Origin of the sequence: Pseudomonas syringae group sp. J254-4 (assembly GCF_032586855.1) — a bacterium.
In the GTDB taxonomy this organism is placed as follows: domain Bacteria; phylum Pseudomonadota; class Gammaproteobacteria; order Pseudomonadales; family Pseudomonadaceae; genus Aquipseudomonas; species Aquipseudomonas amygdali.
Genome location: NZ_JAWHOO010000002.1, coordinates 138,227 through 152,503, shown reverse-complemented (window position 1 = coordinate 152,503; position 14,277 = coordinate 138,227). Strand labels below are relative to the sequence as shown.

The window sequence follows — 14,277 nt, the reverse complement described above, 5'->3', positions numbered from 1 at the left end:
GCTCTCCTGAATCAAAATGGCGCAGTGCCTTGAATGGTCGTGCGATGCAGTTTGCGTCGCAGATGGGCCGGGCAGCCGGCAGCCAGGTGAATCAGGGAACGGTTGTCCCAGAACACCATGTCGTTGGCTTGCCACTGATGCCTATAGATGTGCTCGGGCTTCACGCTGTGGGCGTAGATCTCGTTGAGAATCTGGCGGCTCTCGTCTTCCGGCAGGTCAAGAATCCGGGTGGTGAAACCTTCGCTGACAAACAACGCCTTGCGACCGGTTTCAGGATGCGTGCGAACAATCGGGTGGCTGACTTCGACCACCTGGGCCAGTTGCTCGGCGGTCAGGGTCGGACGCCAGTTGGCCGCGTTATGGCCCTCGGCGTAGCGCGCGGTGTAACTGTGAACCGCCGAGCGCCCTTCGACGGCATCACGCAGGTGTTGCGGCAAGGTGTCCCACGCTTGATGCATGTCGGCGAACAGCGTGTCGCCACCTTCGCTCGGCAACTCTTGTGCGTAAAGCATCGAACCCAGGCTTGGCAGCTCTTTATAAGACAGGTCCGAATGCCAGTATTTACCGGCATCACCCAGCCCCACAGGCTTCTCGTTCTCGACAATGTTGGAAACGATCAGGATTTCCGGATGGTTGGCCAGCAGAAACTGCTTGAGCACGTGGATCTGCAACACCCCAAAACGACGGCTGAAATCGACCTGCTGCTGTGGCGTGATCTGCTGATCGCGGAACACCACAACGTGGTAATCCAGATGCGCCTGATGCACTCGCGCAAAATCTGCGTCGTTCAACGGCCTGGACAGATCCAGCCCGACGATTTCAGCGCCCACCTTTCCGGTGAATGGACGCACTTCGAACGATTGCGAAGCAGGTTGAGCGGGCGATGAAGCGAGGGAGGCTGCTGGCATGAGAACTCCGACTCCAGAACAGTGTGACTGAAAGACGAAACTCTATAGATATAAGAAAGAGATTTTAAATACCGTTAAGGAATATCCATAGTGCTGAATTTTTCGCAGGCTCACTGTGTAGCTTCGGCCAGCATAAATGTGTCATGGCAGATACATCCAAGTGTAAGACCGCCTTGCTAGGGTCGGCGCCTTATCCAGATTGAGTACAGGCGCTCACCATGCGATGTAATAAACCGGTTGCCCACGTAATGATGTCGTCGTTGATACTTTCACTGCTTGCGGTATCGGTACAGGCAGCGAGCCGTGCAAATGACGACCGGATCAACGGGGTCGATCTGCTTTCCGGGTTCAACACGTTGTGGACGACCGGCGCGACCTGGGATACCGGCACACCGACCGCGCTGGGGCAGAGCCTGCTGCGACGCAACCTGCAGATCGTGGTCGACCGCGCCAACTCGCGCACGCTTGCGCAGGAAACCGCCGCTTACTTCGATGACCGTCGCGATCAGAGCTACAGCGCCATCAGCGGTCTGGGCTCATTGAGTGATGCCTATAAAGCAGGCGCAGGGGCCTTCACCACCATCACGCAATTTGACGACAGCAATAAAACCGTCAAGTACGACGACAAGGGCAATGGCGCAGGCAGTTCGTCTTCAGCGCTGGGCAAAGTGGTCGATCTGGTCGGCGCCGTGCGCAATGACGCCTCCACGACCCCGGCCAAGTCCCACTATCTGTATCCACGGCCATGGCGGCAGAGCCTCGACGGACAGAACCTGGCGTTCGTCGTCGCGCCGTCATTGCGCCCGGCCGAAAGCACCACGCCGGCCAGTGACTCGGGGTTCCCCAGCGGCCATACCAACGCCGCCTACCTGTCTGCCTACGCGTTGGCCTACGCGATCCCCGAGCGGTTCAGCGAGTTGATGCTGCGTGCTTCGGAGATTGGCGACAACCGCATCGAAGCAGGCATGCACTCGCCCCTTGACGTGATCGGCGGGCGTATCACGGCGACCTATTTCGCCATCGACAACCTGTCCAACTCAGCCAACGCACAGTTGCGCGCCGACGCCCGCGCCCAAGCACTGACTTATTTCACCGCGCAATGCGGCGGCAACATCAACAACTGCATGGCGAGTATCGACCCGGCCACTGACCGCACCTCCCAGCACGCTCAGGACAAAGCGCTGTATACCTCGCGCATGACCTACGGTTTCGATCCGGTCGGCCCCACCAACCTGGCTCCGGTAGTGCCGACCAATGCAGAAGTGCTGCTGGAAACCCGCTTTCCGTACCTCGACGCCAGCCAACGCCGCGAGGTTCTGGGGACCACTGAAATATCTTCGGGCTACGCGGTAATCGACCAGTCAGGTGGTTACGGTCGCTTGAATCTGTATGCCGCAGGCGATGGTTACGGCGCGTTCAATTCCAACGTCACCGTCAACATGAACGCCAGCCTGGGCGGCTATAACGCCATTGACGCCTGGCGCAACGACATCAGCGGCAGTGGCGCACTGATCAAAAACGGCACCGGCAACCTGATACTGACAGGCAACAACACCTACTCGGGCGGCACCGTGATCAACGGCGGCACCCTGACCGGCCATGCCCAGGCCTTCGGCAGCGGAACGATCACCGACAACGCAACGCTGGTGCTCGATCAGTCCACCAACGACACCCTCGCCAACACCCTGGCGGGCAGCGGCGCGTTGATCAAGCGCGGTGCCGGTTCGCTTAACCTGACCGGCAACAGCAGCCTGTCCGGCGCGACGACCGTGCAGGCCGGTCGCCTCGCAGTTAATGGCAACCTCGGCAACTCCATCGTCAGCGTGCAGCAAGGCGCAACGCTGGGGGGCAACGGCACCGTCGGCGGCATCAACGTCGCTCAGGGCGGTGTGGTTGCACCGGGTAATTCGGTGGGCCAGTTGAACGTCAACGGTGACGTCAATCTGGCTCAGGGCTCGGTTTACCAAGTGGAGTCGGACGCCAATGGCAATGCCGACCGCATCGTCGCCAGCGGCCGTGCGACCATCAATAACAGCACGCTGTCATTGGTTGAAGGCGGTAACTGGGTAGCAGCAAGCCGTTACTCGATTATCTCCGCAGCCGGTGGCGTCAGCGGTGCATTTGCGGCCGTGCAAACCAACTTCGCGTTCCTTACGCCGACGCTGAACTACACCGCGACAGACGTCGGGCTGACGCTGAATCGCAACGCACAAACCTTCGCCAGTCTGGCGACCACGCGCAATGCCAGTGCCGTTGCTCAGGGGCTCGACAGCGCGGGGGCAGGCAATGCCCTGTGGCGACAGGTGGTGCAGGACGACGCAGCAACCGCACAGGCGACCTTCAAGGCGCTGTCCAACGAGCTGCACGCATCGACTCAATCTGCGCTGATCGAAGACAGCCGTCTGGTGCGCAACGCCATGAACGATCGCATGCAGCAGGCGCAGTCCGCGCAGTCATTCGGCAGCACTACGCAAACCCTGGCTGGTGATGCCTCGCGTGGCGTGGTGTGGACTCAAGCCATCGGCGCGACCGGTCAAACCGACAGCAGCCGCGACGCTTCAGGCCTGGAAACCCGCACCAGCGGCCTGCTGTTCGGCGCCGACGTACCGCTCGACGACACCTGGCGCATAGGCGCGCTGGCAGGCTTCAGCAACAGCAGCTTCGACGTGCGCCACGCGTCTGGCTCGACCGACAGCGACAACTATCATCTGGGTGTCTACGGCGGCGCGAAATGGGGCCAACTGGGCTTGCGTCTCGGCGCAGTGCGCACCTGGCATGAACTGACCGCCAAGCGCACGCTGGACCTGCCGGGCTCGTCCGAGCACTTCAAGGAAGACTACAAAGCAGCGACCAATCAGGTCTTCGGTGAACTGGGCTACTCCATCGAAATGGGCAATGCGCTGCTCGAACCCTTCGCCAACCTCGCACACGTACGCCTCGACACCGACGCCTTCGACGAGAACAGCAACGCCATCAGCCTGCAGAACAAATCCCAGGACAACCACATCACCTTCAGCACCCTGGGCCTGCGTGCAGCGACCCGCCTGAGCGCTGGCAGCGTGACGATCAAACCCAACGCCACACTGGGCTGGCGTCGTGCCTACGGCGACGTCACCCCGGAAAGCCGCTCAGCCTTCAGCGGCGGCAGCACCTTCGAACTCTCCGGCGCACCGATTGCCCGCAGCGCCGCAGTGCTCGGCGCAGGTGTCGATCTGGGGTTGAACGATACCTTGAGCGTGGGCCTGAGTTACGACGGTCAGGTGAGCAACGATGCTTCGGATCAGTCACTGAATGCCCGGGTGACATTGGCGTTTTAAAGGCAGGTAATGGTGCTGCTCTCTGTAGGTTCAGAGGGCAGCATGCGGGTCTCATACCCCAAGCGGTTTGCGTGTTTCGCTAGTGTTAATGCCTTTCCTCAAAAGCCCTGACTCCATCCAGATTCAGCGAAACGGATTCAGCCCCATTTTCATTTCCCGGCCTCCCGATTCGCCTCAACAATCGAGGCAGAGAACGGGCCGCGCGCTTTTGCAAACCACCACATCGCACCTGCCCCGAGAAGGGAAGTCAGCACGGCCAGCATCAGGATGACCTGCCGGGTGCCCAAGGGTGCGGCCAGCAAAGCCACAAGCAAACCTGCCAAGGGCTGGGACATGTTATTAAGCAGCGTGATCACGCCCACTGTCTTGCCGAAGTCCTGGGGCGGTATCACCCGCTGCCGGAGGGTGCGCATGTAGACGTTGAACATCTTGTCGAAGCCGACGATCAACAGAAAACCCAGCGCATAGCCCATCAGGTTCGGGCTCAGGGCGCTGATAAATGCCCCGATCGCGATCATTGAATACCCGACACCGCCCAGCACCCGCAAAGGCAGCACCACACGGGCCAGGAAGAACAGGATCACGATAGTAGTCACTGCCCCCGCCGCCTGCAGCCCTGCGTAGTTATCCTTGCCTGCGCTGTACTCGCCGATGACCATGGCTGCTGAGGTCGCCAGCGTGACGCCGACGATCAGGTTGACCCCTACTGCCAGTGTGATGATCTTTTTCAACTCGGCCAGGCCACGGATATGCCCGAACGCAATCCGCAAGGGCTGCAGCCAGATGTCTTGATGCTGCTCGAACACTTCCAGCTTAAAACGGCCAAGACGTTGCCACGCCAACATGCAGAGGTCTGCCAGGAGGAATAGTCCGGCGATCCAGAGCACTACCCAGTGCCAGGCCCACACTTCAAGCATCAGTGCCGCCACCAGCGGCCCGAGGACCAGCCCTGACTGGTCGGCGATCTGGGAATAGGACAACGTTTTGGTGTAGCTGTAGTGCTGAAAGATACGCGGCATGAGCACTTCGCGCGCCATGATGCCTTGCGTGGTCAGCACCCCGCATAATGCCGAGAGCACCACGAGCCATCCAATGCCACCAAAGATAGCGTAGAGCACCATCGCCAGCACGCAGAGCAATGCCCGGTAGACCTGGCTGATATGCAGAATTCTGATAGGCGAATACTTGTCGCACAGCGCGCCGCATAACGGAAACGCGAGAAACCTCGGTAACGATTCAACGAAAAACGCCAGCCCGGCCCATGAAGCGCTGTCGGTGGTCTGGAACACCACCAGCGGCACTATGAACAACAGGATCTGATCCGCCAGCCTGGACAGGAAAAGCGAGAAGAAGAAAGCGAGGTAATCCTTGCGCATGAAGAACTCCGTTCAGTACCGGCAGCGCGTGCGTCAGTTATCATCGCTCAGGTCATAATCGGCTTGATACATCGATGCTGATGCGCCCTCTCCTGTCAGCTTGTGGAGAAATACCGATGAACTCATCGCCAAGGTATTCGGCCGTTCTGGCCACCCTGTTGATGGTCCTGCTCGCAGCTTGCAGCGCAGTGCCAGGCACTTCCATGAAAACTGTCGCCGTTGCCCAGTCAGACCCGGGCGAAGGTGGTGTTCCCGCATTTTACACATGGCCGGATAAAATGCCGTCGACACCGGGCCAACTGCTGCGCTCGGAACCGCTGACGACTACGCAAAGCCTTGAGAATGCCGGACAGAATGTTCGCATCCTGTACACCTCAACAGACGGGCTCAACAACCAGCCAGTCGCAGTGTCAGGAGCCTTGTTCATGCCCAAGGGCCCGCCGCCAAAGGGCGGATGGCCGCTGATGGCGTGGGCGCATGGCACGGTTGGTAGCGCGGACATCTGTGCGCCTTCCTTTGCCGGGCGCAGTGATCGCGACACGCGCTATCTGAATGAATGGCTCGGGCGTGGCTATGCGATTGTGGCTACTGATTACCAGGGTTTGGGCACGCCGGGGCTGCACCCGTTCGGGCTGAGCAGTCCGCTGGCGTATGGTGTGCTCGACAGCATTCGTGCGGTTCAGAAGGCGGACTTCAATCTGTCTTCGCAGGTCGTTGTGTTCGGGCAGTCGCAAGGTGGCCGTGCCGCTTTCGCAACGGCCGTCTACCAGAAGACTTATGCGCCCGAATTGAACATTGTCGGTGTAGTCGCGACCGGGACGCCGTATCCGATGGCTCAATCGCGTGAGAAACATGCCGGACCGGACACCTTCCGCGATCAGGTCACGCCGTCGCAGGCCTATAACCTGTTGCGACTGAGCACTGTCGCACTGATCGACCCGTCGCTGCATCCTGCCGATTACCTGAGCGACCGCGCAAAGCCCGCGTTCGAAACCAGTCAGCGTGAATGCCTGCAAGCCATCGAGCGCAAGGTGGTCGCGGATGGACTGACATTCAACAACAGTTTCAAACGCTCACCCGATAAGGCGCTTGATCAGGTCAATCGCCAATCGGACTACCCGACGTTAAAGTCGGACATTCCGGTTTTTATCGGTACGGGAGGCAAGGATGTCATTTCACCTGTTCGCAGCCAGATCGCGCTGGTGAAAGACGCGTGCAAGGTCGGCGACCGCATCGAGTGGCATTACTACCCGCAGCTGGATCACTCGGGAGCGGTGAATGGCTCGCTGCCGGACTCGACACGTTTTGTCGAGAAAGCGTTTTCGGGGGAGTTTATGGCGGGGAATTGTGGGGCGACGCGGAGCGTCGCCCGACAGTGAGATGATCGTTCCTCACGCTCCAGCGCAGGAATGCCTTGCGTGACGCTCTGCGTCACAGGTCTGCGCCGCGCCGCCTGTTCAAGACCGGACGCGGAGCTTCCAGAACGGCATGCGACGCGAAGCGTCGCACGATAGTTGGATTACGCACGACACTCAGTGGGTCAGAACGCAGGCAGTACCGCGCCGTCGTACTTCTTGTTGATGAAGTCTTTGACTTCCTGGCTAGTCAACGCTTTCGACAGTTTTTCGATGGCGTCGGTGTGAGCGTTGTCTTCGCGGGTGACGAGGAAGTTAACGTACGGCGAATCGGCACCTTCGATGATCAGCGCGTCTTTCTTCGGATTGAGCTTGGCTTCCAGCGCGTAGTTGGTGTTGATCAGGGCAAGGTCAACCTGCTTCAACGCACGTGGCAGTACAGCCGATTCCAGTTCGCGAAATTTGAATTTCTTCGGGTTGGTTGCGATGTCTTTCGGCGTGGACAGGGCGTTGGTCGGATCCTTCAGGGTGATCAGGCCACCTTTTTGCAACAGCAACAGCGCGCGGCCTGCGTTGCTGCCTTCGTTTGGAATGGCGATGGTTGCGCCTTCAGGCAAATCAGCCAGTTTCTTGTACTTGCTGGAGTAGCCGCCGAACGGTTCGACGTGTACGCCCACGCCAGTCACCAGATTGGTACCTTTGCCCTTATTGAAGCCATCCAGATAAGGCTTGGTTTGAAAATAGTTGGCATCCAGACGCTTTTCGCTCAATTGAACGTTTGGCTGCACGTAGTCAGTGAAGACCTTGATTTCCAGGTCCACGCCTTCTTTGGCCAGGGTCGGCTGGATCAGCTTCAGGATTTCCGCATGCGGCACGGGCGTTGCACCGACCACCAGTTTTTCGCCTGCGTGAGCCAGGCCAATCGAGAACGCAGCCGCCAGAGCGGTCATCAGAAACGTCTTTTTCATGCAATGTCCTTAGCGAAATCCGGGAGCGTCATCAGAAAATGACGCTTTATTACTCAATGGTTTGCCGTCGCGCGATCCAAACCCTGCGACATCATGCTGACATTACCGAGATTTTATATTCCGATAAAAGACTTTTTAATCGAGTACTTATATCTTTTTGTCTCACGCCTTCACGCAGGGTTCTGCTCAAGCTGCGACGTCACCGTTTCGAGCAATCGCCGCAGCGCGCAAAGCTGCTCGCGATCCCCGCTGCTGACCAACAACCTGGCCTGACGCTCGATCAGCGTCAGCGGCGCGGCAATATCCGGCAGATTGATATCTTCAGCCCGAATTTCGTCGCCACTGCTGACCAGCAAGGCAAAGTGAATGACGTTCTCCAGCTCACGGGTGTTGCCGGGCCAGCTGTGGGCTTCAAGCGTGCGCTGCGCGTCTTCGCTGATCAGCTGCACAGGCAGGCTGAGGCGCTGGCTGTAGATACCGACAAAATATTCGGCCAGCGGCAGGATATTGCCCGGTTGCTCGCGCAACGCCGGTAGGTCAAGACGGCCCTCGCTCAGGTAGTGATAAAGCCGCTCGTGAAATTTTCCGGCAGCCACCGCCTGTGCCAGATCGATACTGGTGGCGGCTACCAGACGCACATCGACCGGGCTCGGCTGGTGCGCGCCCACTCGCGTGACTTCGTGGTTTTCCAGGGCGGCGAGCAGCTTGACCTGAATGGGCAGCGGCAAGTCGCCGATTTCATCCAGATACAAAGTGCCGCCGTTGGCCGAGCCAAACCAGCCGGCCCGACTGCTGACCGAACCGCTGTGCGCTCCGGCGGCATAACCGAACAACTCCGCATCGGCGTAAGTCGGGCTGATGGCACCGCAGTTGACTGAAACGAACAAGCCCGAGCGATCACTGCCGCGATGAATATGCCGCGCCAGTAATTCCTTGCCGGTCCCGGACTCGCCACGGATCAAGACCGGCAGCGAACGAGGCGCCAGCTGTTCCATTTCTTCGCGTAAACGGCGCGAGCGCGGGTCGATGAATACCAGCGCCTTGGCACGAATGCTCAGCGGGCTTTTTTCTGCATCGGGGAAAGTCAGCAGCGGCTGACCGAAATTTTCGTGAAGGCTCATGACACACTCCCGCCTGAGCCCTTGCGACGGCTCAAGCGTTTAAAAGACAGGACCCGTTGGGTCGATAAACAAGCTGCCGCTCATGCGCGCCGACGCGCATGCTGCTCCAGACGGTTTTGCAGCCGGTACAGGTAGGCGAACCCCTGCTCCCAGCGCTGATGACCGGACTTGACGTTGATATGCCCGGCCTGACTCAGAAACCCGACTTCCGCGCCCCAGTGACGGGCCATTTCCATGGCGCGCTGGGAGCTGACCGCAGGGTCATTGTCAGAGCTGACAATCTGTGTCGGAAACGGCAGCAGATCATCAGGGATCGGCGCAAAATTACGCAATGCAGGCGGGCAATTCGGACGTTCGACGTCGGCAGGTGCTACCAGCAACGCGCCTTGCACCTGACGCAGGGTCTCCAGCGGTGCGAGTTGTGCCCAATGCGCTACTGTCACGCAACCCAGGCTGTGAGCGATCAGGATCACCGGCGTGCTGTGCGCTGCAATCGTGCGTTGCAACTCGCCCACCCAGTCCTCACGGCGTGGTTTGAGCCAGTCGGCCTGCTCCACGCGCGTACTGTTGGGCAGGCTGTTTTGCCAGTGGGTCTGCCAATGATCATCAGGAGACCCTTGCCAGCCTGGCACGATCAGATACCGGATCGACTCGTTATGCATGGATTCGCCTCCTGCATGTATGCGTTCATGAGACGAGTATAGGGATGGAAGTTATATTCGCTAAGGAATAAGAAGCTATTTATTAATTCCTAAAACGAATATCAGCTATCAGATAAAAAAAGAAGCCGTCCCCTGCCTTCGAGGAACGGCCTCTAATAAAAAATCACTTTCAGAGCAGAGAATATCCGCACTTCGTTACAGGATTACGACGGCCTCACGTTGCGGGAACAGTTCGAGAACCTGATTCATCAACGCTCAGCGCCACGGCCTCGTCGTTCTGCGGCACTTCGCGGGCGACGGTCCACACCACAATGGCGGCGACAATATCGAAAATCGCCAGCACCACGAACAGCGGGCTGTAGCCGATTTTGGTGACCAGCACGCCGAACACCATGGTGAACGCCGCCGCCCCGAAAAAGCCGAACATTCCGCCCATCCCGGTCGCTGTGGCCACCTCGTTCTTGCCGAATGAATCCGAGGTGATCGAATACAGCGCGCCCGACAGGGTCTGGTGGGCAAAACCGCCGATGCACAGCAATGCGATAGCGGTGTAAGGGCTTTCGACCAGCCCGATACAGGCCGGGCCGATCATGCACGAACAGCCGAACAGCATGACCATCTTGCGAGATGTGAACAGCGACACCTTGCAGTATTTGTGAAACAGCGGGCTCAGATAGCCGCCCAGTACACAGCCGATGTCAGCCGCCAGAAACGGCAGCCAGGCGAACATCGCGACTTCCTTGATGTTCATGTGGCGTTCGGTCATCAGGTACAGCGGGATCCACGCGTTGAAGGTTTGCCAGGCAGGCTCGGACAGGATGCGCGCCGAAGCGATAGCGTAGAAATTGCGGTTCTTGAACAGGCGTTTCCAACTGCCTTTCTGGGCAGGTGCATCCTTGAGGCGCGATTCCTGGCCGCTGAGAATATAGTCACGTTCGGCATCGCCCAGACGCTTCTGGTCACGCGGGTGCTTGTACAACAGCAGCCATAGCCCGCTCCACACGATCCCCAGACCACCGACAATCAGAAACGCCAGCTCCCAGCCGCTTTGCAGAATGGCCCAAACCACCAGCGGGGGCGCAAGCAATGCACCGAACGACGAACCGATGTTGAACCAGCCGATGGCGACTGAACGCTCCTTGGCTGGAAACCATTCAGTCGTGGCCTTGACGCCTGCGGGCAGGCCCGCCGCTTCGGTCAGCCCGAGCATGCCACGGAAGATGGCCAGGCTCTGCCAGCCCGTTGCGAACGCTGCGGCAGCGCAGGCAGCCGACCAGGCAATGGCGAAAATCGCAAAGCCCATCTTGGTGCCGATGGCGTCGATGATGTAGCCCGCCACCGGTTGCATGATGGCGTAGCACAGCTGCCAGGCGACAACGATGTGCGCGTACTGCTCGGTGGAAATGCTCAGTTCGCTCATGAGCGTCGGCGCTGCGACGGACAGCGTGTTGCGTGCAAGGTAGTTGACGACCAGGCCAGCTGTTACCAGCCCCACCATCCACCATCGAATGCCTTTTATTTTCATCTCTTCACCCTGTTTATTTTTAGATTGGCGATGAGCGTCCCGCGGCCATGACCGTGAGGCGGCTGGTTTTATGTAACTTCAGGTTACGGGCTTTTTAAGCAGGGTTATCGAGGTAATTCGCCGACAATCGTGCGAAAATTTCGACAAAATGGGGGATATAAACTTTTTTACTGCCTGAGAAATCAGACTGGTCATGGACTTGTTACTCTTTGAATTATTTTTGTGGTTGTAATTTTCTGCAAGTCTTAGGTTGTCGTACAACATGGCGCATTTATAGTCATTTGCCATGCCAGTGTCAAATGACATAAACGCCAGGCCTCCGCTGAATAGCGGTTATCGGAGTTTTACTGGGAAGGCTCGGATTTTTTGTTATACGATAACTGCTTGATCGAAGCGTGTTCATAGTCCGCTTTTACCTATTCAGCGCTGCCCGACGCTCTCCCGACCGTGACGATTGCCGCCCGATGGCAAGAAACGCGTCTATAAGGCTTGCACAACTGTCACAAAAGCTTTCATTCTTGGTCACGGCGTCAGGCAAGGGAAATGCCCCGTGAAACCTTGTCCGCACTGCTAGACGCTGAATCACCTCATGTCAGGGAGAGGCGTCCACATGCCTGAGCCAAGCAGTCTCGCCAGCTGGACCCCTGCACTGCGCAAGCAGCTCGATGCCTTGGGCGTGGACAGCAACGCGTTGTGCCAGAGCGCGGGCATAGACCCGCATATGCTGGATGATCCCGGAGCACAGTTTCCCTCAGACATCACCGCCGCCCTCTGGCAGCGAGCGGTACAGGCCTGCCTCGATCCAACCCTGGGTTTACGTGTCTCGCGTTTTGTCAGCCCCACGTCGTTCCACGCGCTGGGCTATACGCTGGTGGCCAGCGGTTCACTGCGCGAGGTTTTCGAGCGCATCGTACGTTACCGCTCAATGGCCGAGGACTCTCTGGAGCTGGATTTCAGAACGGTGGGCGAGCGCTATGAATTCCGCTTCGGCACGCCGAAATCGTGTCAGTTGCCCGCTCATGAGTTGCTGGATGCATTCGCCGCCATTTATGTGCGTACCTGCCGCAACCGGTTAGGCAGGAGCTACGCGCCGCTGGCGGTGCATCTGCAACGTCCCGCGCCTGATAACCCGCAGCCCTGGCAGGATCTGTTCCGCTCACCGGTGATGTTTGCGGCGCAGGAGAATTTGCTGGAATTTGGCGGTGATCAGTTCGACAGCCACCTGGACGACGGCCCGGTACAGGTAAACGGGCAGGAATCCAGGGGCGATCCGTTACCTTCGCTGATCTGGGAACAGCGCGTGCGCTCGGCCATCGAAACCCTTCTGCCGGATGGCGAGCCCACCGCAAAAACCATCGCCGAAGCCCTGCACCTGAGCACGCGCAGTTTGCAACGTCATCTGGCCGACGAGGGCTGCTGTTACGACCTGCTGCTCAATCAATGCCGCCAGAACCTGGCATTGCTGCACATGAACGACCCGCACAGCTCGCTGAGCGAAATCGCCTACCTGCTGGGCTTTACCGACACAACCAGCCTGAGCCGCGCCTTCAAACGCTGGACCGGACTGACACCGGGGCAGTATCGCAACGGATTGGTGCGCTGAGCATGAGGAACGATCATCAACTATCGTGCGACGCTCCGCGTCGCATGCCGTTCTGGACGCTCTGCGTCCTCTCTTGATTAAGCGGCGCGGCGCACACGCAAGGCATTCCTACGCTGGAGCGTGAGGAACGATCATCAACTATCGTGCCGACGCTCCGCATCCGACCCTATAGGGTAGTGGCGGGCTCAATCCGCGCCAGCTCAGGCAAATCTCCCGACAACCCTAACGCTTCGCGCACGAACAGTGCCTTGGCTTCGGGCATCCGGTTGACCATTTTCAAACCGGTGTTACGCAACCAGCGCAGTGGCAATTGGTTGGCCTGAAACAGCCGTTCGAAGCCTTCCATTGCGGCCATCAATGCCAGGTTGTGCGGCATGCGACGACGCTCGTAGCGGCCCAGCACGCGCAGGTCAGACCAGCGTTCGCCACGCCCGGCAGCGTGGGTCAGGACTTGCGCCAGCACGGCTGCGTCGAGAAAACCCAGGTTCACGCCCTGCCCGGCCAGCGGGTGAATGGTATGTGCCGCATCGCCAATCAGCGCCAACCCCCTGGCAACGTAACGCTTGGCATGACGCTGACGCAGTGGCACACAAACGCGCTCATCGGCAGACACTACCTGGCCCAGACTCCCCTCGAATGCCTGCTCCAGTTCACGACAGAACAGGTCATCTTCCAGCACCATCAGGCGCTCGGCTTCAGCCGGTGTGACTGACCAGACAATAGAGCACCAGTGCTCGCCCTCACGCTCCAGTGGCAGAAAAGCCAAGGGGCCGTCGTCGGTAAAACGCTGCCAGGCAGTTTTCCTGTGGGAATCAGCGGTACGCACACTGGTGACGATGGCGTGATGCAGGTAATCCCATTCACGGGTCGGCGTTTCGGTCAGCCGGCGCACGGCGGAATTGGCACCATCGGCCGCCACCACCAGCGGTGCACGCAACTGGCGACCGTCGGCCAGGGTCAGCAGCCAGTCATCTCCGGAGTGGCGCATCTGCTCAAGCCGCGCATTGGCCAGCAAGCCGATGTCGCTGTCATGCAGGCGATCGAGCAACGCATCCTGCACCACACGGTTCTCGACGATATGGCCCAGCACATCAGCGTGCACGCTGGAGGCAGAGAAGTGGATCTGCCCGGTGCCGCTGCCATCCCAGACCTGCATGTGCGCGTAGGGGCTGATGCGGCGGGCCGCGATGCCTTCCCATACGCCCAGCCGCTGAAGAATTCGCTGACTGGCTGTCGACAAGGCACTGACGCGTGGCTCGAAAGCCGAGTGCTGGTCAAAGGGTTTGACGCTCAGCGGCCCACCGTCGACCACCAGCACATCAAGACCGCTGCCCTGCAACGCCAGAGCAAGGGCACTGCCGACCATTCCGGCTCCGACAATCAGCACATCTGCGCGCGTTTCCATGGTCAAACCGTTCTCGCTTGCGGCCGAAGCCGTGTGT

The 14,277-nt window shown here is 59.2% G+C and carries 10 protein-coding genes; 3 read left to right on the top strand and 7 right to left on the bottom strand.

Translation table 11 applies throughout. The features are described from left to right. Nucleotides 1–11: 11 nt before the first annotated feature. Nucleotides 12–908 (bottom strand): TauD/TfdA dioxygenase family protein, encoded by an 897-nt coding sequence (locus RYB09_RS03900; RefSeq protein WP_122258886.1) that lies wholly within the window; start codon nucleotides 906–908, stop codon nucleotides 12–14. Nucleotides 909–1,126: 218 nt separating this feature from the next. Between RYB09_RS03900 and RYB09_RS03895 the strand changes: the two genes are divergently transcribed. After that, nucleotides 1,127–4,225: an autotransporter domain-containing protein gene (locus RYB09_RS03895; protein ID WP_316887560.1), complete on the top strand. Its 3,099-nt coding sequence runs from the start codon at nucleotides 1,127–1,129 to the stop codon at nucleotides 4,223–4,225. A gap of 149 nt (nucleotides 4,226–4,374) precedes the next feature. On the opposite strand, the gene RYB09_RS03890 is transcribed toward RYB09_RS03895, so the two are convergent. Then, nucleotides 4,375–5,601 (bottom strand): MFS transporter, encoded by a 1,227-nt coding sequence (locus tag RYB09_RS03890; RefSeq protein ID WP_219170781.1) that lies wholly within the window; start codon nucleotides 5,599–5,601, stop codon nucleotides 4,375–4,377. A gap of 116 nt (nucleotides 5,602–5,717) precedes the next feature. On the opposite strand from RYB09_RS03890, the gene RYB09_RS03885 reads away from it, so the two are divergent. Further along, on the top strand, nucleotides 5,718–6,980 hold the full coding sequence (locus tag RYB09_RS03885) for a lipase family protein (protein ID WP_316887559.1): 1,263 nt from the start codon (nucleotides 5,718–5,720) through the stop codon (nucleotides 6,978–6,980). A 161-nt stretch (nucleotides 6,981–7,141) separates the two neighbouring features. Here RYB09_RS03885 and RYB09_RS03880 read toward each other — a convergent pair whose 3' ends face one another. The 4 genes from RYB09_RS03880 to RYB09_RS03865 form a co-directional block, all read right to left on the bottom strand. Next, entirely contained in the window at nucleotides 7,142–7,924 is a 783-nt protein-coding gene (locus RYB09_RS03880) for a MetQ/NlpA family ABC transporter substrate-binding protein (protein ID WP_122258889.1), read from the bottom strand. A gap of 170 nt (nucleotides 7,925–8,094) precedes the next feature. After that, nucleotides 8,095–9,045 carry a sigma 54-interacting transcriptional regulator gene (locus RYB09_RS03875; protein WP_005744770.1) on the bottom strand — a complete coding sequence of 317 codons (951 nt, stop codon included), beginning with the start codon at nucleotides 9,043–9,045 and terminating at the stop codon, nucleotides 8,095–8,097. Between the two features lie 80 nt (nucleotides 9,046–9,125). Then, complete coding sequence (locus RYB09_RS03870) at nucleotides 9,126–9,707, bottom strand: alpha/beta hydrolase (RefSeq protein WP_230017322.1); 582 nt, start codon at nucleotides 9,705–9,707, stop codon at nucleotides 9,126–9,128. Between the two features lie 214 nt (nucleotides 9,708–9,921). Continuing rightward, nucleotides 9,922–11,205: an MFS transporter gene (locus tag RYB09_RS03865; RefSeq protein WP_004666525.1), complete on the bottom strand. Its 1,284-nt coding sequence runs from the start codon at nucleotides 11,203–11,205 to the stop codon at nucleotides 9,922–9,924. Between the two features lie 637 nt (nucleotides 11,206–11,842). On the opposite strand from RYB09_RS03865, the gene RYB09_RS03860 reads away from it, so the two are divergent. After that, nucleotides 11,843–12,835: an AraC family transcriptional regulator gene (locus RYB09_RS03860; RefSeq protein ID WP_122280501.1), complete on the top strand. Its 993-nt coding sequence runs from the start codon at nucleotides 11,843–11,845 to the stop codon at nucleotides 12,833–12,835. Nucleotides 12,836–13,001: 166 nt separating this feature from the next. Here the strand turns inward: RYB09_RS03860 and RYB09_RS03855 are convergent, their stop codons facing one another. Next, on the bottom strand, nucleotides 13,002–14,240 hold the full coding sequence (locus RYB09_RS03855) for a 2-octaprenyl-3-methyl-6-methoxy-1,4-benzoquinol hydroxylase (RefSeq protein WP_316887558.1): 1,239 nt from the start codon (nucleotides 14,238–14,240) through the stop codon (nucleotides 13,002–13,004). Nucleotides 14,241–14,277 lie beyond the last annotated feature (37 nt).

Excerpts from the sequence above, each read along its gene's own strand:
- RYB09_RS03900 (WP_122258886.1), bottom strand. The coding sequence starts at position 908 with ATGCCAGCAGCCTCCCTCGCTTCATCGCCCGCTCAACCTGCTTCGCAA.
- RYB09_RS03895 (WP_316887560.1), top strand. The coding sequence starts at position 1,127 with ATGCGATGTAATAAACCGGTTGCCCACGTAATGATGTCGTCGTTGATA.
- RYB09_RS03890 (WP_219170781.1), bottom strand. The coding sequence starts at position 5,601 with ATGCGCAAGGATTACCTCGCTTTCTTCTTCTCGCTTTTCCTGTCCAGG.
- RYB09_RS03885 (WP_316887559.1), top strand. The coding sequence starts at position 5,718 with ATGAACTCATCGCCAAGGTATTCGGCCGTTCTGGCCACCCTGTTGATG.
- RYB09_RS03880 (WP_122258889.1), bottom strand. The coding sequence starts at position 7,924 with ATGAAAAAGACGTTTCTGATGACCGCTCTGGCGGCTGCGTTCTCGATT.
- RYB09_RS03875 (WP_005744770.1), bottom strand. The coding sequence starts at position 9,045 with ATGAGCCTTCACGAAAATTTCGGTCAGCCGCTGCTGACTTTCCCCGAT.
- RYB09_RS03870 (WP_230017322.1), bottom strand. The coding sequence starts at position 9,707 with ATGCATAACGAGTCGATCCGGTATCTGATCGTGCCAGGCTGGCAAGGG.
- RYB09_RS03865 (WP_004666525.1), bottom strand. The coding sequence starts at position 11,205 with ATGGTGGGGCTGGTAACAGCTGGCCTGGTCGTCAACTACCTTGCACGC.
- RYB09_RS03860 (WP_122280501.1), top strand. The coding sequence starts at position 11,843 with ATGCCTGAGCCAAGCAGTCTCGCCAGCTGGACCCCTGCACTGCGCAAG.
- RYB09_RS03855 (WP_316887558.1), bottom strand. The coding sequence starts at position 14,240 with ATGGAAACGCGCGCAGATGTGCTGATTGTCGGAGCCGGAATGGTCGGC.